The sequence below is a fragment of the Variovorax gracilis genome (assembly GCF_030317115.1).
Taxonomy (GTDB): Bacteria; Pseudomonadota; Gammaproteobacteria; order Burkholderiales; family Burkholderiaceae_C; genus Variovorax; species Variovorax gracilis.
Map to the genome: position 1 here is coordinate 1 of NZ_JASZYF010000054.1, position 23,284 is coordinate 23,284.

A 23,284-nucleotide genomic window follows, 5' to 3' on the forward strand; every position below is an offset into this window, starting at 1 on the left:
GCTCCGTTGATGGCGAGGCGAAATTGCCTCGCCGCCAACGGTGGCGGCAACCGGGTCACAACATGTCCATGGGGGTGCGCGAAGCGCCTACCGCGAGAGCGGTTTCGTTCTCTCGCTGCGCAGCGGTCGTATGACGGTTGGCTGCCGTAGGGCACGGGAGGGCCCATCTCTCTGTCAGTATCGACCGCCGTCGGGCGGCTTCACAGCAGTTGCTGCCGCACTCAGCCGCTCGGCGAACGCACGCTGTGACGCCGAGCGCGGTCATTCAGGAGCCGCGACTCGGGGCGCAGCCAATTTCGTTCGATGCGGCCGACTGCAAACACGCTGTTGACGCTGGACGAGCGGAGCAACAGAAGTGGTGTGAAGCTCCTACCTTGGAGTCGGAACTTCTCGCAGACTGTGCTTTGGGTCCGACCCTTCGGCGGGTGGCCTGTAGCGTCGAACCGGTAACGTGTGCCCTGGCGACGCACCCGGCCAAGGGTGCGCGGCAGCGCCCTGTCAGGGTGGGCTGAAGCGGTCCAGCGAGAGACCGTCCAAGCTCCGGCTGTACCTCGAAACATCCCCGCCGAAAGCAAGTGTCGCCTCGCGGGCGGCTTCGATGACCTGTCGACATGCCGCGAACATCGCCTCCGCCGCGGTGAGCCGTTCTCGGGGGGCCGACAACGCGAGGGCGCCGGTCAGTTCTCTAGTTACCCCGAACACAGGCGCCGCGACCGAGGCTGTCTCAGGATCTCGCTCACCGTACGAGGTTGCCCAAAACTGATCACGAATACCGCTGAGATCCGCTGCATAAGGTTGCGCGAACGCCAACAAGATCTTTCCCGAGGCGCCCTGCTCGATGGCGTATTCCTGGCCGACCCGCACGGACGCACGCACAGAACGGGAAGGCTCCACCCGAAACACCGCGATGCGCATGTTCCCGCTTCGCACGTAGAAGGACGCAGTTTCTCCGCTCGCCGCGCTCAATTGCTTGAGCAACGGCTCGATTACATCGCCCACCTGGAACGAGCGCTGGTAGATCGCCGCGAGCCGCAACGGCTGGGGACCGATCGAGTATTGCCCCTCCGGCAGTTTGCGGATGAAGCCCCCGTGCTCCAGGGCTGCCAGCAAGCGCAGCACCGTGCTCTTGTAGAGGCCTGTGCGATTGGATAGCTCCGTCAGCGAGAGGCGGTCATCGGTGGCGCCGAACGCTGCGAGCAGCGCGAAAGCCCGGTCCAGGACGGCCACGCCACTCGAATCGTTTGTCGCTGGCTGGGAGAGATTCGTATCGGTCATCGAAGGCATTTGGAAAGAGGTCTGCTTCACCGGTGGCGCAGGCGCTCCCCCAAGTTTGACACGCGGTGTTCCCTGCGAATTTGGTAACGAAGACGCGTCGAACAAAAGGGTTTACCCGCATACGGAGAAGGCCAATCGATCTCTATAGTTCTATCCAGCAGATCGTAGTTCTGTGCAACAGAACAAGCAAGCAAACTTGAGTTACCGCTTCGGACCTTGGAGACATCCTCATGCATTCCTTTTCTTCGTCAGTTGCCTGTTCATGAAGGACGAGTGATGAGCACGAGCAACTACCTTCCCGTCAGGGACGACTGGCTAGCCAGCCACAAGGAAGAAATCCTTGAGCCCGACCTACCGATCATCGACGCCCATCACCACTTCTACGACCGTGCGGACTGGGTTTACCTCGCGGACGACTACTTGGCGGATGCGCGTTCAGGCCACAACGTCGAGGCCTCGGTCTATATGCAGGCGCTGACGCGCTACCGCATCGACGGATCCGCTGAAATGAAACCCGTGGGCGAAACCGACTACGTCGTGGCGGCCACTTCACAAGACGACGGGCTGCTTCCACAAATCGCCAAGGGGATCATCGGATACGCCAATCTTCGCTGCGGCGCGGAGGTGGGCGATGTACTACGAAGCCACATCGAAGCCGGCATGGGGCGCTTCCGCGGCATTCGCCACCTGACCACCTGGGATGCGCATCCTTCATTGGTCAACCCGCTCACGGCCGCTCCGAAGGGGCTGCTGTTGGACCGGACCTACCGCCAGGGCGTCGCCCAGCTTCAGCCGTTGGGCCTGAGCTACGACGCATGGCTTTTCTTCCCGCAGCTGCCGGAACTCCTCGATCTCGCCAGGGAGTTCCCAGAGACGAAGGTCATCATCAATCACTGTGGCGGCATCGTGCGCATTGGCGCGTACCAGGCTCGCCGCTCCGAGATCTTCGACACCTGGTCGAAGTCCATGCGCGAGCTCGCGGCGTTGCCTAACGTATTCGTCAAGCTCGGAGGCCTCGGGATGAGGATCAACGGGTTCGATTTCGAGAAGGGCGTGAAGCCCCCGAGCTCCCAGCAGCTTGCGGATACCTGGACGCCCTGGATGCACTCATGCATCGAAGCTTTCGGTGCGCAACGCTGCATGTTCGAGAGCAATTTCCCGGTCGACAAAGGCTCCTACAGCTATGCCACCTGCTGGAACGCCTTCAAGCGTCTCACCTCCGGCGCGACCTCGGCTGAGCGCCACGCACTGTTCAAAGGCACCGCGAGCCAGGTCTATCGCCTCGCCTGATCCAAGCACCCCAGTCCTGCCATTCAATTTCCCACTCGGAGACACCCTATGAAAGCTCAAAAATCTGCTTCTCGCGTCGCCATGGTTCTCGGCCTCGCGCTCTGCTCGGCCTTCGCCGGCGCGCAAACCAATTTTCCGTCTCAACCCATCAAGGTCATCGTGCCGTTCCCACCGGCCGGTGGCACCGACGTGCTAACGCGCCTCGTCGCCAACGAAGTGACTCTGAAGGACAACAAGTGGACCTTCATCGTCGACAACAAGCCCGGCGCCGGCGGCAACATCGGCCTTGATGCAGTCGCGAAGGCGAAGAAGGACGGCTACACCGTCGGCACGGGCCAGACCGCCAACCTCGCGATCAACCCGACCCTCTACACCAAGGTCCCGTTCGACGCGCTGAAGGATTTCGCACCGGTCGTGCTGCTGGCATCGCAGCCCCTGGTGCTGGTGGTGCGCGCCGATTCACCCATCAAGAGCGTCGCCGATCTCAAGACCCAGTCCGAGAAGAAGCAGCTCGGGATGGCATCGGCCGGCACGGGCACGGTCGGTCACGTTGGCGGGGAGATGTTCGCGCGGCGTGCGGGCATCAAGGTGATGCACGTGCCGTACAAGGGGGCCGGCCCCGCTACCACCGATCTGCTGGGCGGCCAGACCGACATCTACTTCGCCACACCGCCCAGCGTGATCTCGATGATCAAGGCTGGCAAGCTGCGCGCGGTCGCCGTGACTTCGCTGAAGCGCATCGACGTCCTGCCGAACGTGCCGACGGTTGCCGAGTCGGGCTACCCCGGCTTTGTCGCGGAAGACTGGAAGGCGGTCGTCGCGCCGGTCGATACGCCGCCCGAAGCCATCGCGAAGATCAACCAGGCCATGAACACCGCGCTCGCCCGCCCCGAAGTCGTGGCACGGCTCAAAGACGAAGGCAGCGTGGCGCGCGGCGGCACGCCTGCCGAGCTCGGGGCCTTCTTGAAGAGCGAGCACACCCGATGGGGCGCCGCCGTCCGCGAATCGGGCGCCAAGCTCGACTAACAGCCTATCCAAACTCAGGAGACTTCCATGCAATACAACCGTATCCGTCGTGCCGTTCTTGTCGCCGGCGTCGCCACCCTTCTGAGCACACCGGTGCTCGCGCAGAACAAACCCATCACGATCATCGTGCCCTACGCACCGGGAGGCAGCGCAGACCTGGTGACACGCGTCATTGCCCAGTTCGCCGCGCCCGGCGTCGGCGCACCTTTGATCGTCGACAACCGCACGGGCGGTGGCGGCGTCGTCGGCTGGGGCGCCGCCGCCCGTGCTGCTCCAGACGGCAACACACTGCTGACAGTCGAGCTCTCGTACGCGATCGCCGCGGGCCTGATCCCCACGCTGCCGTTCGATCCGCTGAAGGCCTTCACCCAGGTCACGACCGCCGTCAAGGTCCCACACGTCTTGGTGGTCAATCCGGCAGTGCCCGCGAAGACCGTGCAGGAGTTCATCGCACTGGCCAAGGCGCAGCCTGGAAAGCTCAACTACGGCTCCGGCGGCAACGGCACCAACACGCATCTGGCTGGCGAGCTGTTCAAGACCACGACTGGAACGAACATCGTGCACGTGCCGTACAAGGGCGCCGGCGCCGTCCTCACTGACCTGATGGGCAACCAGGTGCAGGCACTCATCACGTCCGTGCCCACTGCCTTGCCACACATCAAGAGCGGGAAGCTGCGGGCGCTGATGGTCACCGGTTCCGAACGCAATGCCATGCTGCCCGACGTTCCGACGGCCAAGGAAGCTGGTATCCCGAAGATGGACATCGACTACTGGATTGGCATCGGCGCGCCAGCTGGCACACCCCCTGCCGTGATTGACAAGCTCAACAAGGAATTCAACGCAGCGCTGGCGCAGCCCGACGCCAAGAAGAAGATCGCGGAGATGGGCCTCACCGTGGTCGCCAACACGCCGGCGCAGGCGAACCAACTGGTCGCCAGCGAGATCCAGCGCTGGAGTGCAGTCATCAAGCAAGCCGGCATCAAGGCCGACTGAAGGAGATAGAAGTGACTCGACCACTCCAAGGCATTCGCGTTCTCGATCTGACCAACGTTTTGGCTGGCCCCTTCGCTTGCCACCAACTCGCGCACATGGGCGCTGACGTGATCAAGGTGGAGACGCGCAACGGGGGAGATCTGGCGCGACAGCTCGGCGCCGATGCTGAGCTGAACAAGCGCTTCATGGGCGTCTCGTTCCTCGCTCAGAACCCCGGCAAACGCTCCATCACCATCGACCTCAAGCACCCGACCGGCAAGGAAGTGTTTCGCAAGCTCGTGCGTACGGCCGATGTCGTGATCGAGAACTTTCGCCCCGGCGTCATGAAGCGGCTGGGTCTCGGGTACGAAGAGCTGCTGCAAGAAAATCCGAGCTTGATCTACTGCGCCATCTCCGGCTTCGGGCAGGATGGCCCGCTTCGTGACCTGCCCGCCTACGACCAGATCATCCAGGGCATGTCCGGCGTGATGAGCATCACCGGAGCCCCCGAAAACGCACCTTACCGCGTGGGCTACCCCATGGCCGACACGATCGGCGGAATTACGGCGGCATTCGCGGTTGCTGCCGCGCTTGCGGAGCGCAACCGCGAAGGCGGTGTGTTCATCGACGTGTCGATGCTCGAGGCGGTCATGGCCACCATGGGATGGGCTGTCTCCAACCACCTGATCGCAGATCGCGAGCCCAAGCCGATGGGCAACGAAAACGTCACGGCCAGTCCCTCGGGCACTTTCCGAACCGGGGATGGCCTTCTCAACATCGCTGCCAACAAGCAGGAGCAGTTCGAGGCGGTCTGCCGCGTGATCGGCAGGCCCGAACTGATCGAAGACGAGCGCTTTATCGAGCGCCAGAGCCGGCTGCAGCATCGCTTCGAACTGAAGGCCGCCCTCGAGGAAGCCATGGCGGCAAAGTCCACCGACGAATGGTGGAAGCTCTTCAACCAGGCCGGTGTCCCTGCCGGGCCGGTGTACAGCGTGCCGCAGGCGCTCGACCATCCGCAGGTGGCTGACCGCGGAATGGTGGGCACCTTCGAGAATGCGCCGGGCGTTGGCCGAGACATTCGACTCGTTCGCACCGGATTCAAGGTCAACGGGCAAGCACCTCGTGTCGAGACGCCGCCGCCGACTCTGGGCCAGCATTCAGAGGAAATTCTTGAGAGGCTCGGCTACTCGGCTACCGAAATTGAGGAACTCCGGGTGGAGAAGGCAATATGAGCACGAAGACTGTCGAGAGTGTCGAGCAAGGCGTACGTGATTGGTGGCGCACATCAATCATCGATATGGCGCCGGGCGAGATCCGTTACCGCGGCTATCCGATCGAGGAACTTACGGGCCGTGTCAGCTTCGCGCAGATGATCTGGCTGATGACGCGCGGCGACCTGCCGAGCGAAGGCCAGGGACGGCTTCTGGACGCTGCCTTGGTATCCGCTGTCGATCATGGACCGCAAGCGCCGAGCATCGGAATCGCCCGAATGGCTGCCACCTGCGGTGTGGGGCTCAACAACGCCATGGCGTCCGCTCTCAACGTGCTGGGCGACATCCATGGCGGCGCGGGGGAGCAGGCGGTGGAGATGTACCAGAACATCGCGGCCCGGATCGACGGCGGTGAGGAATTCGTCGCCGCGGTCGGTGCCGGCCTGGACGATGCCATCTCGGTCCACGGGAAGTTCGTGTCGGGCTTCGGACATCGGTTCCATCCGATCGATCCTCGCGCTCCCCGGCTCCTGGAACTGGTTGACCGTGCTGCCGAAGCAGGCGATGTCGACGGCAGGTTCGCGAAGATCGCTCGGGGAGTGGAGGACGAACTCGCTGCTCGCAAGAACGGCAAGCGGATTCCCATGAACATTGATGGCGCGACGGCTGTGATCTATGCCGAGTTGGGATTTCCGGCACCGCTCGCCCGGGGGCTCTTCTGCCTGTCGCGCTCGGTCGGCATCCTGGCGCATGCGTGGGAACAGACGCAACAGGGAGGGCGCAACAAGGGCCCCATTCCGCGCGAGTACATCTGGCAATACGACGGCCCTCCGCAAAGGCCATTGCCTAGCGCGGCCTAGTCGCAGCGCCGGCGTCAACAGCGCCTAGCAGGCGCCGCGCCCCATCTCACACCAAGCCGCTGCGGACATCCGCAGCATGGCGGATGTTCCGTCGGGGTCGCTGCGCCCGCAAGCAGCGAGTGCTGTCTGCCCGTCGTCGGGCAAGGAGACTTTGATGTTGCTGTTACTCGGCTATGGCATGGTGGCCACCTTCATGGTGCTCATCATGACCAAGCGCATGTCGGCGCTTGTTGCGCTGGCACTGGTTCCCATCGCGTTCGGGCTTGTTGCGGCGTCACCCGATGCGGTCGGCAAGATGATGATGGAAGGCATCACCAAGCTGGCACCCACTGGCGTGATGCTCACGTTCGGCATCCTGTATTTCAGCATCATGACCGATGCGGGGCTGTTCGACCCGCTGATCAGGCTTGTCGTCAGATTTGTCGGGCACGATCCGCTCAAGCTGCTGGTGGGTACAGCCGTGATGGGCACCGCGGTGGCGCTCGATGGTGACGGGGCAACGACCTACGTGATTTGCGTGACGGCCCTGTTGCCTCTCTATCAACGGCTGGGTGTGCGTCTTCAGTATCTGGCAACGGTGCTGCTCATGTCGATCGGGATCATGAATATCGTTCCTTGGGGAGGGCCCACCGCGCGAGCCGCCGCTGCCATGCACGTCGACGTCGCGGACGTGTTCTTGCCGCTCATCCCTGTCATGCTGATGGGCTTCGCCTACCAGGTTGGCGTCGCTGCCTACCTCGGCATGCGCGAACGCCGCAGGATTGGCGCACTGACGATGCCGGACATGGAGAATGCCGTTCTTGCAGACATCGATGGTTCCTCGGACATCCGGCGGCCAGCCATGATGATCCCGAACCTGCTGCTGACGCTGGCCCTTCTCTACGCACTGATTAAGGGAATCCTGCCTCTGCCCGCCCTGTTCCTGGTGGCGACGACGATCGCGTTGCTCCTCAATTACCCCAAGCTGAAAGATCAGCACGCGCGGCTGGCGACTCACGCTTCGAATGTTCTCGCCGTGGTTTCCTTGATCTTTGCGGCGGGGATATTTACGGGCATTCTCTCCGGCACGGGCATGCTGAAGGCCATGTCCGACGGCTTGTTGAACGTGATGCCCGGCTGGCTGGGTCCGTACATGGCGCCCGCAACCGCCTTGCTCAGCGCCCCGGCCACCTATGTGTTGTCGAATGACGCCTTCTATTTTGGGGTGCTGCCGATTCTGGCCGAAACCGCTGCAACGTACGGTATCTCGGCCGCCGAGATGGCCCGCGCCTCGCTGCTCGGGCAGCCTCTGCATCTGCTGAGTCCGCTCGTGGCATCGACCTATCTGCTCGTGGCGCTGTTGGACATCGAATACGGGGACAACCAGCGATCTTCGTTGTTGTGGGTGCTCGGGCTGGTCGTGGTCATGGTGATCGGCGCGTTGGTAATTGGTGTTATTCCGCTCGTCTCGAAGGCGTGACGCCGTTGTGGTTTTGAAGCGGCGGTCCACCCACCTGCCGCTTGCCCTGTCAGATTGAACAACCAGGAGATTTATGTGAAAGCCGCTCAACTCTTCGTCAAGGCGCTCGAGAACGAAGGTGTGGAATACATCTTCGGCATCCCGGGTGAGGAGAACATCGATGTGATGGACGCGCTGCTCGACAGCCCCATCAAGTTCGTCACTTGTCACCACGAACAGGGCGCGGCATTCATGGCCGACGTCTACGGCCGACTTACCGGTCGGGCCGGCGTGTGCATGTCCACGCTCGGTCCCGGTGCCACCAACCTAATCACCGGCGTCGCCGACGCCAACATGGATCGCGCGCCAGTCGTGGCGATCGCCGGCCAAGGTGCGACCACCCGTCTCCACAAGGAGAGCCACCAGATCCTGGACCAGGTCAGCCTGTTCAAGCCCATCACCAAGTACGCCGCCCAGATCCTGGCGCCCGAAATAGTGCCGGAGGTGGTGCGCAAGGCGTTCAAGGTCGCACAGACCGAGAAGCCGGGGGCTGCCTTCATCGACTTCCCCGAGAACGTGGCCGAGATGGAAGTCGACAAGGAGCCCATCAAGGTCCAGACGGCGTACACCCCCGAGGCGCCCGCCCACAAGATCGAACAGGCCGCCAAGCTGATCGGTGCAGCCAAGGCGCCGGTGATCCTCGCCGGCAACGGCGTGATCCGCCAGGGCGCCGCAGAGGCACTCGTCACCTTTGCCGAGGTGCTGCGTATTCCCGTCGCGAACACCTTCATGGCCAAGGGCGTCGTTCCGTTTACGAACGAACTGTCGCTAGGCACCATCGGGCTCAAGGCCACCGACCTCCCGTGGTTCGCCCTCGAGAAAGCCGATGTGGTCATCTGTGTCGGTTACGACATGGTCGAGTACCACCCGGACATGTGGAACCCCAATGGAGACAAGACGATCATCCATATCGACGGCCTTGCCGCGGAGGTCGACGAGCGTTACATCGTGGCCGTCGGCGCCCTGGGGGACATCCAGTCGTCGCTGCGGGCCATCGCACTGCGGGCGAAACCTCAGCCGTCGGTGCCCTTCACGGCGGTTCGCCGTGCGATCGTGGAAGACCGTGCCGAGCATGCGAATGACATGGCATTTCCGATCAAGCCCCAGAAAATCGTCTGGGACCTGCGGGAGGCTCTTGCCCCCGACGACATCGCGATCTCCGACGTCGGCGCTCACAAGATGTGGATGAGCCGCATGTACAAGGCGGAGCGCCCGAACACCTGCATCATCTCCAACGGCTTCGCTGCCATGGGCATCGCAGTTCCCGGTGCCATTGCCGCGAAGCTCGCCTACCCGGAGCGGAAGGTCGTGGCGGTGACCGGTGACGCCGGCTTCATGATGAATTCGCAGGAGATCGAGACGGCCCTGCGCATGAATACGCCGATCGTCGTGTTGATCTGGAACGATTCGGAATATGGCCTGATCACCTGGCACCAGTTGCGCCATTTCGGCCGCCCCAGCCACATCACTTTCAACAATCCAGACTTCGTCAAATACGCCGAAAGCTTCGGTGCCAAGGGCTATCGCGTCGAGCGCGCTGAGGATCTGCTTCCCACGCTGAGGCAGGCAATCGCCGACGACACTGTGGTGGTGATCGACTGCCAGGTTGACTATGGCGAAAACATGAAGCTAACACATCGCCTGAAGGCACTGAAGTCACCCTTGTGAGGCCACCAATGGAAGTTCGTTCACCTTTCGACGGTAGTTTGATTGCGACCCTGGCCGTGGCTGGCGAGACCGAGATCGAGCGAGCCTTGTCCACGGCGCATGCCCTTTTTCGCGACCGCTCTGCCTGGCTACCCCCCGCTCGCCGTATCGAGATCCTGCGCAAGGCGGCCCGACTCATGGAAGAGCGCGCGGAATCACTGGCTCTGGAAGCCGCGCGCGAGGGGGGCAAGCCGTTGCTGGACTCGCGCGTCGAAGTTGCGCGGGCCATCGACGGCGTTCAGCTATGCGTCGACGCGCTGCGGACCGAGGGCGGCCACGTGGTGCCGATGGACATCAACGCCGCATCGGCGCGGCGCGTTGCGTTCACCCACCGGGAACCCATTGGCGTGGTGGTGGCGGTCAGCGCCTTCAACCACCCGCTGAACCTGATCGTGCATCAGGTCGGTCCCGCAATCGCCGCTGGCTGCCCGAGCATCGTCAAGCCGGCTGGCGACACACCGCTCTCCTGTCTCCGCTTTGTCGAGATCCTGCACGAGGCGGGGCTGCCGCAAGCCTGGTGCCAGGCGCTAGTCATCGATGACACCGCCTTGGCGACCCGGCTCGTCGCGGATCGGCGCGTCGGATTCCTGAGCTTCATCGGCAGCGCACGTATCGGCTGGATGCTTCGCTCGAAGCTGGCACCCGGCGCGCGCTGCGCGCTCGAGCACGGTGGCGTCGCGCCGGTTCTTGTTGCCGAGGATGCCGACCTCGACGCGGCACTGCCGAAACTCGTGAAAGGCGGCTTCTACCATTCCGGACAGGTGTGCGTGTCGGTCCAGCGCGTCTATACGCACCGTTCGATCTGCGACAACCTAGCGCGCCGCTTGGCGGACGGTGCCCGCAAACTCAAGGTCGGCGATCCGTTGTTGGCGGAAACCGAGGTGGGCCCCTTGATCCGCCATCAGGAGGTCGAGCGGGTGCATGCCTGGGTGCGCGAGGCCGTCGACGGCGGCGCTACGCTGCTTTGCGGGGGCAAGCCGATCTCGAGTTCCTGCTATGAGCCAACGGTGCTGCTCGAACCACCGCCGGACAGCAAGGTCTCGACCGAAGAGGTGTTCGGGCCGGTCATCTGCGTCTACGCCTACGACGACCTGGACGAGGCAATCGCGCGTGCCAACGCGCTCCCGGTCGCCTTCCAGGCTGCCGTGTTCACGCGCAGTCTCTCAACTGCAATGCACGCCTACGAGCGTTTGGATGCCTCGGCAGTGATGGTCAACGACCACACGGCATTCCGCGTCGATTGGATGCCTTTCGCCGGACTGCGCGAGTCGGGGCTCGGCGTGGGCGGCATCCCCCATACCTTTCGCGACATGCAGACGGAGAAGTTATTCGTCGGACCTTTGCCGTAGCGGGACTGTCACTTCGAATCTCCGCTGAGCGACTGAGGCTGCCAAGCGGTTGCTCCGGTTAAACAAGCTCACGCAGAAGTCTGCAACGGGCACGAAGCTGAAGACCGGCCTGCCCCCCCTTCGGCCGCTTTCGCTGCACAGCTGCAGTACGAGGGTCGCTCGCGGACGGCAGGGTAGGGCCGTTGCCGCACTTCGAATTCTTGACCTTAGTGTCGGCAAAGTGCGAGGAGGTGTCATTGGAGGCAGATCGTGGCTGCGCGCGAGCCTACTGCGGCTCGATCCCTGCCTTCTTTACTAAGCTCGCATACTTCGCTAGCTCGCTCTTGAATTCAGACTGGGCTTGCGCGGACGTGCCGATGCGGATGGTGTTCCCCTGTTTGGCCATGGCATCCATGACCGCCGGATCCGAGAACGCCGCCGCCACGGCGTCGTGAGCCTTCTTGACGTTGTCCGCCGACATGCCCTTGGGTCCGATCACAGCGAACCAGGCGTCCACCACGAGATTGGGCAACCCCTGCTCGACGAAAGTCGGTATGTCCGGCGCGGCTGGAGTGCGCTGAGCCCCGAGAGTGCCGATAGCTCGAAGCGCGCCGCTCTTGATGTGCGACTGGACACTCGGCAATGCAGCGGTGCCGAACTCGACCTGCCCGCCGATCAAGTCCGTGACCATCGGGCCGACGCCCTTGTAGGGAATGTGCTTGGCCGTGACGCCGGCTTGCTCGAAGAAGAGTTCAGTCGCCAGATGCAGGATTGTCCCGTTGCCGCCGGACGCGAAGTTCAAAGCGCCCGGCTTGCTCTTGAGCAGCGCGATGAACTCCTTGCTGTACGTCGCCGACACCTTGGCCGGGTTGACCACCAACACCATCGGTGTCGCGCCTATGACTGCGATGGGCGTGAAATCGCCCGGCATGTCGAAGAGCACCGACTTCAGCACACTCGGAAGGATGACCACGTTGTTGGACACGATGGACAGCGTGTTGCCGTCGGGAGCCGAACGCGCCAGTGTCTGCAGACCCACCACCCCGCCTGCACCGGGCTGGTTCTCGACCACCACGGCCGCGTTGAGCGCTTTCGACAATGCCGGCTGGGCAGCGCGCGTGATGGCGTCGACACCGGAACCCGTGGCGTTCGGTAGGATGAAGCGGACAGTGCCGGACTGCGCGCTGGCGGTCACGGGCCACGCGCCGGCCGCGATCGCTGCTGCTGAGGCGGCAAGAATCGAGCGGCGCGAGAAGCTTTGCGTTGAGATCATCGGTTGTCTCCATGAATCTTGGGAATGACGTGTGTGGCTCTATGCGACCACGTTTCGAGACCGCATGCCCTCCATTTCGTCCGGGCCGAAGCCCAGTTGTCCGAGCAGTTCCGTAGTGTGCTCCCCCAGCCTCGGCGGACTCAACCGTACGCCGAGCCGTTGACCTTCCAGCGTGATCGGGAACAGCGCGGTCTTGACGGTTTCACCGGCTCGCGGGCCGTCGGACAGGCGCATGTCCGCGAGTCCGCCCGTGGCAAGCAGGTGCTCATCGTCGTACAGGTCTTCGGGCTTGCGAATTGGGGCGAACGGCAATCCGGCCTTTTCCATCACCTGCGCAAGCTCACCGGCGGTTCGATGCGCGATGCGTTCGCCGATCGCCTTCAACAAGCGCGGCCGGTGCGCGACCCTCTCGTTGTTGGTGGCCAGTGCGGGCTCGGCCTTGAGATCCTCGAAGCCCAAGGCTTCGCAGAACGTTGACCATTGCGCATCGCTCACCGCGGCCAGGAAGATCTGTTCGCCGTCCTTGACCGTGAAGACGTCATATACCGACCAGGGGTTGTCTCGCGCAGGCATTGGTGCCGGATGCTTGCCGGTCACCGCGAACTGCAGCATGTGCTGCCCCATGAGGAACACGTTGTTCTCGTAAAGCGCGGATTGCACTTCCATTCCCCGGCCCGTGATTCCGCGCTGGATCAATGCGCCGAGGACGGCGATGGCGCCGAACAGCCCGCCCATGATGTCGTTCACGCTGGTGCCCGCGCGCAGCGGATCGCCTGGCCGACCGGTCATGTAGGCTAAGCCGCCCATCATCTGCACCACTTCATCCAGCGCTGTTCGATGATCGTAGGGGCCCGGCAGGAAGCCCTTGTGGCTTGCATAAATGATGCGTGGATTGACTTTTGAAAGCGATGCGTAGTCCAGGCCGTACTTCGCCATCGTGCCTGGCTTGAAGTTCTCCGCCACCACGTCGGCGGTTGCGGCAAGGCGCCGCGCGGTCTCCGCGCCTTCCTCGGTATGCAAGTCGATGCCAATGCTTTTCTTGTTCCGGTTGAACATCGGGAAGAAACCCGCGCCGGCGCCCAGGAGGCGACGGCTGTGGTCCCCGGCGACTGGCTCGATCTTGATCACTTCCGCGCCGAGGTCGGCCAGCACCATGCCGCACGTGGGCCCCATCACCATGTGAGTGAACTCGATGACTCGCAAGCCCTTCAACGGCTGCGCGATTTGGGTTGCTTCGCTCATGCGTGCTGCTCCTGTCTCATAGTCTTCGGAAGCCCGGCGCGCCAGAGCGTGCCGTGAAAGGTCTCACCCTGCAGCCAGTGTTCTACCTTGCGGCGAAGGGCCAGCAGGGCGTCGAAGTCCTGACCAGTCTCGATGCCCATGCTGGCGAGCATGTACGCGACATCTTCAGTCGCCACGTTGCCGCTGGCTCCAGGCGCGTGCGGGCAGCCGCCGATGCCCGCAATGCAGGCATCGAAACGCGTGATACCCAACTCCAGCGCCGCATAGACATTGGCCAAGCCAAGGCCGCGCGTGTCATGGAAGTGACCGCAGTTGAGCTTGTCGCCAGCGACCGGTAGCACGGCCTCGAACAACGAGCGCACCATCCCTGGATCGGCATAACCCACCGTGTCGGCGAGACCCACGGCATCGGCGCCAACATCGATGGCCGCCTTGACCAGTCGCACCACCTCGTCAGGCTCCACCCGTCCCTGAATCGTGCAGCCAAAGGCCGTGCTGATGCCCACCTCGATCTGCGCGCGGGATCCTTTGGCATCCCGCGCATCCACGATGCGCGCGATGTCTTCGACCACTTCGTCGGGTGTCTTGCGCAGATTGGCCAGGCTGTGCGCGTGGCTGGCTGACAGAGGCAACAGCATGAACTCCGCTTCGCATTCCATGGCCCGCTCGGCCCCTTTGAGGTTGGGCACCAGCACCGACGCCCTGAGGCCGGGCAAGGTCTTGGCAAAGGCGAGCACCTCGGCCGTGTCGGCCAGTTGCGGCAACAGTCGCGGCGGGACGAAGGAGCCGACCTCGATCTCGCGCTGGCCCGCTGCGTAGGCGTCGCGTATCCATTCGAGCTTGGCGGCCGTTGGCACCACGCGGGCGATGCTTTGCAGGCCGTCGCGCAGGCCAACCTCCCGGATCACGGCGCGCCGCGGCAGTTTGGCAGAGGGAATCATCGCTGTCTCCTGTTCGCCGGGCGCGGCTTGCGTCTGGCGGTTGTCGAAGTCTAGAATTTCCCATTCGATAAATCTTCGACATTTTGGAACCCTACAGTTCCTAACCGGAATACCTTGCGCGACTTCGACCTCACCACTCTGCGCCTGTTCGTCGCAGTCTGCGAAACGGGCAACATGGCCCGGGCCGGCGATCGTGCCAACATCGTCGGCTCCGCCATCAGCAAGCGATTGGCACAACTGGAAGACCAAGTGGGCACGCCGCTCCTGCTGCGCAAGCGCCATGGTGTGATCCCCACGCCAGCTGGGAACACCGTCCTGGAGCACGCCCGCGGCATGCTCGACGGCGCGGCGCGCATTGCGCGCGACATGGAAAGTTACGTGGCCGGAACACGCGGCAAAGTCCGCGTCCTGGCGAGCGTATCGGCCATGACGGAGTCGCTGGCCGAAGATGTCGCGGCGTTCCTCCACATGCCGGCGCATCGGACAACACAGGTCGACCTCGAGGAGAGGATCAGCCCGGAGATCGTCCGCGGTGTGCGCGAAGGTTTGGCGTCGCTGGGCGTCTGCTGGGATGCAGTCGACCTCGGCACGCTTCAGTCTTGCCCCTATCGCAGCGACCATCTCTGTGTAGTCGTACCGCAAGGCCACGCGCTCGCGCAGCGCAAACGGCTGCGATTCGAGGATACGCTTGGCTTCGAGCAGGTCGGCTTGCCGGTCACCAGCGCCGTCCAACAATCGCTTCAACGCGCTGCCGCGGAACTCGGCCACACGTTGGTCAACCGCATCGTCGTCAGCAATTTCGAAGCCGCCCTGCGCGTCGTGTCAGCGGGCCTTGCAATCAGCCTTGTGCCCAGAGAGGTCGTCGGGCGGAAAGACGCGGCTCACGCGGTGCGCATCATTCAGCTAGCGGAGTCATGGGCCGAGCGCCGATTCGTCGTTTGCTTTCGCGATGCCTCCGAACTCTCGCCCTCTGCGCAGTCGCTGGTCGAGCACCTGGTTGCCCGAGCCAGCTGAATGGGCGCAACCCACGAACAAGCCGGATCAGGTCCGCATGCTCTTCCGGCGTGAGCACGATTGGAGGTGCAACTCTCATGGCTTAACGTTCCTGATTGAAGTATAAGTTCCATCAGGGATGCAACAGCACTTCGAAATGTGGGTGCCGCTGCACGTCAGGCTGCGCGCCCCGGGCAGGGGTATAGGTCTCGTCGAACCACATAAGTGCGCATGCCCGAAGAAGGCGAACGGTTTGGCCTCGACGGCTTCCGTGGTAGCGGTCGGGTGTAGCGCGAGTCCGGCATACGCGCCCCCGCAAAATAGTCGGCATCTGTGTCCCTTGTGTTCGGCGCCAGACGTCACCGATCTTTTGTCTAATTGTTGGCCTATCGGGTTCTTGCGCCTCCTGCCCGCCCGGGGTAGCTCGATAACGGCTCTTCAACAGATCCAAAGTCCACGCCGCGCAATATGTGTGAACCAGCCCGTCCGCAGCATCGCCAGTGTTAGAAGTCAACGGTTTTGCAGCAAATGCCGACTGCAAGGCTAGGACCGCTCATGGGGAAAACCTGCCGTACCTTTGGGCTTGGAGGAGTCTGCAAAAAGGGGCCCTTAACGGACCTCCGGCGCTGAGCCGCCATGCAGCAGCTGCCGTGAAAGAGATGACACGAGACCGTGTAGGTATGAGCCTACAGATGACCATGGACAGCGACGGCTAGGATTCCGCTCGGCAGTGCATCTGTTCTCAACCACAAGGAGCGAGCATGGCATCGAAAGCAAAAAAGTCGCAGGCCGCCAAGAAACCGAACATCCTGGTCATCTGGGGCGACGACATTGGGGTCTACAACCTCTCCTGTTACAGCCATGGCGTGATGGGCTACCGGACGCCCAACATCGACCGGCTCGCCCGGGAAGGGATGATGTTCACCGACTCCTATGGCGAGCAGAGCTGTACCGCGGGGCGCTCCTCCTTCATCACAGGCCAGAGCGTGCATCGCACGGGCCTGTCCAAGGTCGGTATGCCCGGGGCCGACATCGGCTTGCAGGCGGAGGACGCGACCATCGCCGAGTTGCTGAAAGCGCAGGGTTACGCGACGGGACAGTTCGGAAAGAACCACCTTGGCGACATGAACAAGTACCTGCCGACGGTGCACGGCTTCGATGAATTCTTCGGCAACCTGTATCACCTGAACGCCGAGGAAGACCCAGAGGACATCGACTACCCGAAGGACCCGCGCTTTCGCGCCAAGTTCCTCCCGCGCGGTGTGCTCAAGTGCCATGCGACCGAGCATGACGACGCCACCGAGCAGCCACGCTGGGGCCGCGTCGGCAAGCAGAAGATCGAGGACACGGGGCCGCTGACACGCAAGCGCATGGAAACCATCGACGACGAGATCGTCGACGGCGCCGAGGACTACATCAGGCGCCAGGCAAAGGGCGACAAGCCTTTCTTCTGCTGGGTCAACACGACCCACATGCACTTTCGCACGCACCCCAAGCCCGAGAGCATCGGGCAGGCGGGCGAGAGCCAATCCGAATATCACGACACGATGATCGATCACGACCGGCACGTGGGCCGGCTCCTCGACCTGCTCGACGAACTCGGCATCGCCGAAGACACCTTCGTCATGTACTCGACCGACAACGGCCCGCACATGAACTCGTGGCCGGACGCTGGCATGACGCCATTCCGCAGCGAGAAGGACACCAACTGGGAAGGCGCCTTCCGTATTCCGATGCTGGTGCGATGGCCAGGCAAAGTGCCGGCGGGTGTCGTGACCAACGACATCGTGCAGCACCACGACTGGCTACCCACCTTTCTTGCCATGGCCGGCGAACCCGAGATCGTCGGAAAGTGCAAGAAGGGTCATGCCGCGGACGGAAAGATGTTCAAGCTTCATCTCGACGGGTACAACCTGCTGCCCTTCCTGACCACCGAGGGCGTCAAGAGCCCGCGCGAAGGCTTCATGTATTTCGATGACGACTCCAATCTGGTCGCGGTGCGCATGAACAACTGGAAATTCGTTTTCCTCGAGCAGCGCACCGAAGGCACGTTGAAGATCTGGATGGACCCATTCACCGTGTTGCGCACCCCCAAGTGCTTCAACCTGCGCACCGATCCACTGGAGCGGGCCGATGTGACTTCCAACACCTACTACGACTGGTTCATGTCGAAGGGCTATCGCATGTTCGCGGCTCAGGCCGTGGTCGGGGCCTTCATGGAGACATTCAATGAGTTTCCTCCGCGACAGAAGGCGGCCAGTTTCACGGTGGAGCAGGCGCACGCGAAACTGGAAAGCGCGGGCGCTTCCAAGTAACCAGCCATTGAGGAAATGTCGATGCCGTCCGATCTCGCCTTCACTAACCCACAGGTCAGCGACGCCTACATATACCTCCTCGGTCGCCTGCTGGTGCTCCGGCAGCAGCAACTCGACTTCGAAGAGGGCTTCCAATGGAATCGACTCGTCCACCGCAAGCCCGGCGAGGTCGCCTGGCCCAATCCCAATCTGGATGTAGCCTACTCGGAAGCATGGGTCGCGGTGGACGAGACGAGCTTCGCGTTGGTGTCGGTGCCGCACATCGCGGACCGCTACTACACGGTCCAGTTCCTCAACGGATGGGGCGAGACCGTCGCAAATCTCAATGAGCGTACGTTCCCCCAGCATCCGAGCGGCAAGTTCGCGCTGTGCCTGAAAGGAAGCAAGGTCGAGGTGCCGCCCGACGCGATGCGCGTGGATGTGCCGGTCAAGGCCATGCGCGTGCTGTCGCGGGTCGAACTCGGGACGAACTGGGACGAAACGGTCGCTCTGCAACAGCAGTTCGACATCCGCCCGGTCGGGCAACCCGCGATTCCCACGGTGCCGAAGACGGTCATGTTCGAGATCGATGCACTGCCGGGTGTCGAGGCTTTCGACTCGGCCGATCTCGCGCTCGACAGCGAAACGGACATCAACCCGGGCATGGAGACGCTGCAGGCAGACGTGCGCGCCATCGCCAAGGCGGCGCGACTGCCGGATGCGCGTCAACGCATCGACGAAGTCATCCGCCGGCAGGCGTTCGCAGATATCAAGAAGGCGATGCCGAATCTCGGACACGGCACGGTCCGCAACGCCTGGGCATTGCCCTCGACCTCGGGGGTCTACGGAGAGGACTGGCTGGCGCGCACGCTCATCAACTACGGCGGCATCTGGGCAAATATCCCCGAGGAAGTCATCTACTACAAGGCTTTCACCGACACTGCCGGCAGGCCGCTTTCGGGTGACCATGCCTACTCGATCCGCTTCCCGGCAGACGCGCTCCCAGCGCGCTATGCCACTCATTTCTGGTCGGTGATCGCAGTGGATTCGGTTCACAGACGCGTGTTGCCCAACCCGTTGAAGCGCTATCTGCTGAACAAGGAATCCACGCTGGAATACGGGGCGGACGGGTCTCTCACTCTGTACCTCGCCGATACGCAACCCGAGGATGCCCCGCAGGGCAACTGGCTGCCGACACCCAGGGGACAGGGGTACAGCTTGACGTTTCGGTTCTACCGCCCCAGGGGCGAGGTCGCGGCCCGGACATTTTTCCCGCCGCCGCTGGCCGTAAGCTGAGCCCGAGCCGACGAGTGCCGACGCAAAAGCAGATGCTGACGAGCGACTGCTGTTGGCCAATTCTGTTGGAAAACTCGTCTCGAACGCTGGGCCGCTCGCGATACGTGGCACTAGCTTTTTGGGGTTTCGAGTTGGTCAGCAGGATCGAATCGTTCGCGAAGCTCCTGCGGGCGTTTTCACGCCGTCCTGAAGTGCATTGCTTGTACGCTTGGCATCAGTCGCTTCGCCATGCGTCTGAGGTTCTGAGCGGTTGCCGCCAACAAGAATTCGTCATGTGCACCGCTCAATCCTCGGAGACGCAGCCGATCGAGTTTGAGAATGCGCTTGAGGTGCGCAAAGAGCATTCAACTTTCTTTCGATCGCGCCGTGACTGCTTGTACTGCGGCGTGTCGGCGAGCTCCCGAGCGACAGCCCGTGATCGCTCATGCACGCTGCGGGTGATCCTTCGGCTGAGCATGTTGGGGCAGCACTGTTGCTTCATTGGGCATGCCATACAGTCATGCTGACTCGCGCTGTAGCGGACCGTTCCTGCCTTGGTGATATGCGTGCGCGGCTTGGTGAACTGGCGGCGATCACTTAGGAGTGCGTGGCCTTGCGGGCAGCGATATTCGTTGGCTTGCTCATCCCAGCGGAACTCACTGCTCGACAACGTCCCGTCTTTGCGCTCGCTCCTGTCCCACACCGGTACATGCGGCGTGATGCCCTTGTACTCGACCATCCACCCGAGCATCGGGCCTGTTCCATACGCTGTATCGCCAACCAGGCGATGGGGCTTCATGCCAAAGCGTTCCTCCACGCGATCAATCATCGTCTTGGTTGATTCCACTTCGGATGTGCGGTGCGCAGGCGTTGCCTCGACGTCCACGATGATTCCTGCCTGCAAGTCGACCAGGTAGTTGGTTGAGTAGGCGTAGAAGGCAGGGCCGCCTGGAGCGGCCGTCCATTGCGCTGCAGGGTCGGTCAGCGAAATGTTCTTCTCAGAGGTCGAAGGTCCCGGCGGGTCATTGGAATCGTCGACCGTCGGATTGCTCTCTTCCAAGGCGGCAAGGTATTCGCGTACAGCGCGGCTTGGCCCATCGCCCTTGCTCCACTCGGTGGTGTCGGCTCCCACGCCACCGCGACCGCGTTTGGCGTCCGCCTTGATGATGCTGGCATCCACCGCAAACCCTTCACCACGTACAAGGCCTTCGCTCATGCAGCGCCGGCAGCACACTCTCGAAGACGTGGCGCAATGCGTCGCTATCGCGAAAGCGCCCGTGCCGATTCTTGGAGAAGGTCGAATGGTCGGGGACTGCGTCCTCCAGGCCAAGCCGACAGAACCATCGATAGGCCAGGTTCAAGTGAATCTCATCGCAGAGCCGACGCTCGGAACGAATTCCGAAGCAGTAGCCCACGACCAGCATGCGCATCATCAATTCGGGATCGATTGATGGCCGTCCAGTGTGACTATAGAAAGGCGCGAGATGGTGGCGCAAATCGCTGAGATCAAAGACCCGATCGATGCCCCTTAGCAGGTGACTTCGCGGAACATGATCGTCAAGGTTGAACGAGTAGAAGAGCTTGTCTTGCACGCCCCCTTGATGACCCATCATGTCGATGCACTCCTCGGTGAGATGCCTCCAACATAGTCGAGACGGAGCAAATTTCCAGGGAGTTTTTCAACAGAATTGGGCCGCAATCAGCCGCCAAGCCTGGACCCATCCACCGCCCCGACGCACCAGCGATCCATCTCAGCTGCCCATGCGCGCGCGCTATCCAGATCCAGTTCCAGCAGTAGCGCATAGCGACGGCCACCCCACAGTGCCATCACGAGCGCGCGTACGGTTTCCGATGCTGGTGGATGGGCAAGGTCATCGCAGGCTGCGAACACGCGAGTCCAGACAGCCAGCAGCTCATCGTGCACACGCCTGTGGTGCTTTGGTTCCGCCACCTGGCCCTCCAACGCCAGCATGTCAGGGTGGAACCAGGCGAGCTCCGGTGCGTCCACACCGCATGTAAGCCGCACCGCCTGCCGCAGCCTCACCTGCCACGCGAGGCCTCGTGGCGCCACCGCCTCGCGATCAATTGCGGCGACCAGGCGCTCCACACCATGCCGGACGTAGCCCGAGAGCAGCGCCAGCTTGTTGGGGAAGTATTCGTAGAGGGTACCGACCGAAATGCCGGTCTCCAGCGCGACCGCGCGCGTGGTGAGCCGATCCCATCCGTCGCGCTGCCATATCCGAACAAACGCGTCGTAGATGGCCTGCACGGTGAACCGCGCTCGGGCCTGCGAGGGGCGTTTCAGGGGCTTGTTCACGGCGCGGCGAATCCGAACCCGCGCCCAGCGGAGGCGCCATACAGTGAACGTGTCCACCACAACCGAACTGAAGCCATGCCGACCATCGAACGCCTGCTTACCGACAAGCGTGCATTGAACCACAGCCGCTTGCAGACCCTGGCCGCTCCGCCCCTCTCGGACGGCGAGGCGCTGCTGGCGGTGCGCCGCGTGGCACTGACCACAAACAACATCACGTACGCCGCCTTCGGAGACGCGATGCAGTACTGGAACTTCTTTCCCACGGGCGAGGAAGGATGGGGACACGTGCCGGCCTGGGGCTTCGCCGACGTTGTGGCCTCCGCGGTTTCCGGCGTTGAGCCGGGCGAGCGCTTCTACGGATATTTTCCCCTTGCCACCCATCTGCGCATGCAGCCCGTGCGCGTGAGCGAACGCGGCTTCTACGACGGCGCGCAGCATCGCCAGACACTGGTTTCGGCCTACAACCAGTACACCCGCGTCAGCCAGGATCCCGCCTACCGGAGCGCCGACGAGAACCTGCAGATGCTGCTGCGGCCACTCTTCATCACCTCTTTCATGCTGGCCGACTTTCTGCAGGACAACGGTTTCTTCGGCGCCCGGCGGCTCGTGCTGTCCAGCGCCTCGAGCAAGACGGCGTATGGCACGGCGTTCTGTCTGGAGAGCGTCCCCGGTATCGAGCTGGTCGCGCTCACCTCGGCGCGAAATGCAGCCTTCGTCGAAGGCCTCGGTTGCTACCAGCGCACGCTCCGCTACGACCAGTTGGAAGAACTCGACACGGCCACGCCGACCCTCTATGTGGACTTCTCGGGCGACGAGGCACTACGGGCCCGCGTGCACCATCACTTCGGCGGCGCACTTGTCTACGACTGCTTCGCCGGCTCGGCAGCGAACACCGGCTTTCTGCGCGAGCAGGCGCTGCCTGGCCCCAAGCCGGCCTTCTATTTTGCTCCGGTGCAAATCCGCAAGCGCAACACGGACTGGGGCCACGCGGAGGTCAACCGCCGCTTCAACGAGGCCCAGCTGGCATTCATCCGGCGCGTGCAGGAGGGGTCACGGCCATGGCTCGAGGTTGAGGAGCGAGAAGGACTTGCCGCGGCCCAGCCGCTGCTCGCGCACCTATGCGCCGGCCAGGTCGATCCGCGAAGCGGCCACGTGGTAGTCGTCTGAGAGCGAACAGGGGGATTCTTCAAATGGAACTCTCGAACAAGGTCGCTATCGTGACCGGCGCGGGCAGCGGCAATGACCGCGGCAGGCGCGCTGGGGCCAAGGGCTCTGGCCGTGCGCTGCGATGTCAGCGAAGAGGCGGACATCCGATCGCTGGTCGCGACGACTCGGGAACACTTCGGTCGGGTCGACGTCTTCGTGTCGAATGCTGGCGTCCTCGACACCTGGGCGGCATCGAACTGGAAGATTCGCTGTGGACCGGGATGTGGGAGGTCCATGGGATGGCCCACGTCTGGGCCGCTCGCGCCGTCATCCCGGAGATGGTGGAACGCCGCGAGGGCTACTTCCTGATCACTTCGTCGGCGGCGGGACTGCTCAACATCCCTGACTCGGCTCCTATGGCGTGACCAAGCACGCGGCCGTGGCCATCGCCGAGTGGCTACGAATCGCCTAAGTTACTGTATGACTGCAATAGGCCCGCCTGTTCGTGGAGTCGAGCTTCTGCATTGGGCCAATTCTGTTGAAAAACTCCCTAGAAATTTGACCCGTCTCGACTATGTTGGATGCATCTCACCGAGGAGTGCATCGACATGATGGGTCATCAAGGCGGCGTGCAAG

At 62.9% G+C, this 23,284-nt stretch carries 18 protein-coding genes and 2 pseudogenes; 14 read left to right on the forward strand and 6 right to left on the reverse strand.

The genetic code is table 11. From position 1 onward, the window contains the following. Positions 1 to 498: 498 nt before the first annotated feature. Complete coding sequence (locus QTH97_RS35225) at positions 499 to 1,284, reverse strand: IclR family transcriptional regulator (RefSeq protein ID WP_286573311.1); 786 nt, start codon at positions 1,282 to 1,284, stop codon at positions 499 to 501. Between the two features lie 267 nt (positions 1,285 to 1,551). On the opposite strand from QTH97_RS35225, the gene QTH97_RS35230 reads away from it, so the two are divergent. From QTH97_RS35230 to QTH97_RS35265, 8 genes are all read left to right on the forward strand, one after another. Continuing rightward, positions 1,552 to 2,565 carry an amidohydrolase family protein gene (locus QTH97_RS35230; protein WP_444813514.1) on the forward strand — a complete coding sequence of 338 codons (1,014 nt, stop codon included), beginning with the start codon at positions 1,552 to 1,554 and terminating at the stop codon, positions 2,563 to 2,565. A gap of 48 nt (positions 2,566 to 2,613) precedes the next feature. Beyond that, on the forward strand, positions 2,614 to 3,591 hold the full coding sequence (locus QTH97_RS35235) for a Bug family tripartite tricarboxylate transporter substrate binding protein (RefSeq protein WP_444813515.1): 978 nt from the start codon (positions 2,614 to 2,616) through the stop codon (positions 3,589 to 3,591). Between the two features lie 27 nt (positions 3,592 to 3,618). Then, positions 3,619 to 4,584, forward strand: coding sequence for a tripartite tricarboxylate transporter substrate binding protein (locus QTH97_RS35240; RefSeq protein WP_286573312.1), 966 nt, complete (start codon positions 3,619 to 3,621; stop codon positions 4,582 to 4,584). Positions 4,585 to 4,595: 11 nt separating this feature from the next. Continuing rightward, on the forward strand, positions 4,596 to 5,795 hold the full coding sequence (locus QTH97_RS35245) for a CaiB/BaiF CoA transferase family protein (protein ID WP_286573313.1): 1,200 nt from the start codon (positions 4,596 to 4,598) through the stop codon (positions 5,793 to 5,795). Next, positions 5,792 to 6,634, forward strand: a complete 843-nt coding sequence (locus QTH97_RS35250; RefSeq protein WP_286573314.1) for a citryl-CoA lyase — start codon at positions 5,792 to 5,794, stop codon at positions 6,632 to 6,634. The genes QTH97_RS35245 and QTH97_RS35250 overlap by 4 nt, the downstream gene beginning before the upstream one ends. 154 nt (positions 6,635 to 6,788) lie before the next feature. Continuing rightward, complete coding sequence (locus QTH97_RS35255) at positions 6,789 to 8,093, forward strand: CitMHS family transporter (protein WP_286573315.1); 1,305 nt, start codon at positions 6,789 to 6,791, stop codon at positions 8,091 to 8,093. A gap of 75 nt (positions 8,094 to 8,168) precedes the next feature. Further along, positions 8,169 to 9,800 (forward strand): acetolactate synthase large subunit, encoded by a 1,632-nt coding sequence (locus QTH97_RS35260; RefSeq protein ID WP_286573317.1) that lies wholly within the window; start codon positions 8,169 to 8,171, stop codon positions 9,798 to 9,800. 8 nt (positions 9,801 to 9,808) lie between these two features. Continuing rightward, a complete protein-coding gene (locus QTH97_RS35265) occupies positions 9,809 to 11,188 on the forward strand; it encodes an aldehyde dehydrogenase family protein (protein WP_286573319.1) in 1,380 nt (459 codons plus the stop codon). A 265-nt stretch (positions 11,189 to 11,453) separates the two neighbouring features. Here the strand turns inward: QTH97_RS35265 and QTH97_RS35270 are convergent, their stop codons facing one another. From QTH97_RS35270 to QTH97_RS35280, 3 genes are read right to left on the reverse strand one after another with little or no spacing between them, the layout of a single operon-like run. Continuing rightward, positions 11,454 to 12,440: a Bug family tripartite tricarboxylate transporter substrate binding protein gene (locus tag QTH97_RS35270; protein WP_286573320.1), complete on the reverse strand. Its 987-nt coding sequence runs from the start codon at positions 12,438 to 12,440 to the stop codon at positions 11,454 to 11,456. A gap of 39 nt (positions 12,441 to 12,479) precedes the next feature. Beyond that, on the reverse strand, positions 12,480 to 13,682 hold the full coding sequence (locus QTH97_RS35275; RefSeq protein WP_286573322.1) for a CaiB/BaiF CoA transferase family protein: 1,203 nt from the start codon (positions 13,680 to 13,682) through the stop codon (positions 12,480 to 12,482). Next, positions 13,679 to 14,623: a hydroxymethylglutaryl-CoA lyase gene (locus QTH97_RS35280; RefSeq protein ID WP_286573324.1), complete on the reverse strand. Its 945-nt coding sequence runs from the start codon at positions 14,621 to 14,623 to the stop codon at positions 13,679 to 13,681. The genes QTH97_RS35275 and QTH97_RS35280 overlap by 4 nt, the downstream gene beginning before the upstream one ends. Positions 14,624 to 14,737: 114 nt before the next feature. On the opposite strand from QTH97_RS35280, the gene QTH97_RS35285 reads away from it, so the two are divergent. From QTH97_RS35285 to QTH97_RS35295, 3 genes are all read left to right on the forward strand, one after another. Then, on the forward strand, positions 14,738 to 15,637 hold the full coding sequence (locus tag QTH97_RS35285) for a LysR family transcriptional regulator (RefSeq protein ID WP_286573326.1): 900 nt from the start codon (positions 14,738 to 14,740) through the stop codon (positions 15,635 to 15,637). Between the two features lie 740 nt (positions 15,638 to 16,377). Beyond that, positions 16,378 to 17,931, forward strand: coding sequence for an arylsulfatase (locus QTH97_RS35290; protein ID WP_286573327.1), 1,554 nt, complete (start codon positions 16,378 to 16,380; stop codon positions 17,929 to 17,931). A 21-nt stretch (positions 17,932 to 17,952) separates the two neighbouring features. Further along, complete coding sequence (locus QTH97_RS35295; protein WP_286573328.1) at positions 17,953 to 19,206, forward strand: DUF1214 domain-containing protein; 1,254 nt, start codon at positions 17,953 to 17,955, stop codon at positions 19,204 to 19,206. A gap of 176 nt (positions 19,207 to 19,382) precedes the next feature. Here QTH97_RS35295 and QTH97_RS35300 read toward each other — a convergent pair. Continuing rightward, a pseudogene (locus tag QTH97_RS35300) lies at positions 19,383 to 20,798 on the reverse strand (IS1182 family transposase). A gap of 86 nt (positions 20,799 to 20,884) precedes the next feature. Continuing rightward, positions 20,885 to 21,502, reverse strand: a complete 618-nt coding sequence (locus tag QTH97_RS35305) for a TetR/AcrR family transcriptional regulator (RefSeq protein WP_286573329.1) — start codon at positions 21,500 to 21,502, stop codon at positions 20,885 to 20,887. Between the two features lie 75 nt (positions 21,503 to 21,577). On the opposite strand from QTH97_RS35305, the gene QTH97_RS35310 reads away from it, so the two are divergent. From QTH97_RS35310 to QTH97_RS35320, 3 genes and pseudogenes are all read left to right on the forward strand, one after another. Next, positions 21,578 to 22,669 (forward strand): DUF2855 family protein, encoded by a 1,092-nt coding sequence (locus QTH97_RS35310; protein ID WP_286573331.1) that lies wholly within the window; start codon positions 21,578 to 21,580, stop codon positions 22,667 to 22,669. A gap of 72 nt (positions 22,670 to 22,741) precedes the next feature. Then, a pseudogene (locus tag QTH97_RS35315) lies at positions 22,742 to 22,831 on the forward strand (hypothetical protein); the annotation flags it as partial. Positions 22,832 to 22,947: 116 nt separating this feature from the next. Next, a complete protein-coding gene (locus tag QTH97_RS35320) occupies positions 22,948 to 23,073 on the forward strand; it encodes a hypothetical protein (RefSeq protein WP_286573335.1) in 126 nt (41 codons plus the stop codon). Positions 23,074 to 23,284 lie beyond the last annotated feature (211 nt).

Excerpts from the sequence above, each read along its gene's own strand:
- QTH97_RS35225 (WP_286573311.1), bottom strand. The coding sequence starts at position 1,284 with ATGCCTTCGATGACCGATACGAATCTCTCCCAGCCAGCGACAAACGAT.
- QTH97_RS35230 (WP_444813514.1), top strand. The coding sequence starts at position 1,552 with ATGAGCACGAGCAACTACCTTCCCGTCAGGGACGACTGGCTAGCCAGC.
- QTH97_RS35235 (WP_444813515.1), top strand. The coding sequence starts at position 2,614 with ATGAAAGCTCAAAAATCTGCTTCTCGCGTCGCCATGGTTCTCGGCCTC.
- QTH97_RS35240 (WP_286573312.1), top strand. The coding sequence starts at position 3,619 with ATGCAATACAACCGTATCCGTCGTGCCGTTCTTGTCGCCGGCGTCGCC.
- QTH97_RS35250 (WP_286573314.1), top strand. The coding sequence starts at position 5,792 with ATGAGCACGAAGACTGTCGAGAGTGTCGAGCAAGGCGTACGTGATTGG.
- QTH97_RS35255 (WP_286573315.1), top strand. The coding sequence starts at position 6,789 with ATGTTGCTGTTACTCGGCTATGGCATGGTGGCCACCTTCATGGTGCTC.
- QTH97_RS35265 (WP_286573319.1), top strand. The coding sequence starts at position 9,809 with ATGGAAGTTCGTTCACCTTTCGACGGTAGTTTGATTGCGACCCTGGCC.
- QTH97_RS35270 (WP_286573320.1), bottom strand. The coding sequence starts at position 12,440 with ATGATCTCAACGCAAAGCTTCTCGCGCCGCTCGATTCTTGCCGCCTCA.
- QTH97_RS35275 (WP_286573322.1), bottom strand. The coding sequence starts at position 13,682 with ATGAGCGAAGCAACCCAAATCGCGCAGCCGTTGAAGGGCTTGCGAGTC.
- QTH97_RS35280 (WP_286573324.1), bottom strand. The coding sequence starts at position 14,623 with ATGATTCCCTCTGCCAAACTGCCGCGGCGCGCCGTGATCCGGGAGGTT.
- QTH97_RS35290 (WP_286573327.1), top strand. The coding sequence starts at position 16,378 with ATGGCATCGAAAGCAAAAAAGTCGCAGGCCGCCAAGAAACCGAACATC.
- QTH97_RS35295 (WP_286573328.1), top strand. The coding sequence starts at position 17,953 with ATGCCGTCCGATCTCGCCTTCACTAACCCACAGGTCAGCGACGCCTAC.
- QTH97_RS35310 (WP_286573331.1), top strand. The coding sequence starts at position 21,578 with ATGCCGACCATCGAACGCCTGCTTACCGACAAGCGTGCATTGAACCAC.
- QTH97_RS35320 (WP_286573335.1), top strand. The coding sequence starts at position 22,948 with ATGGCCCACGTCTGGGCCGCTCGCGCCGTCATCCCGGAGATGGTGGAA.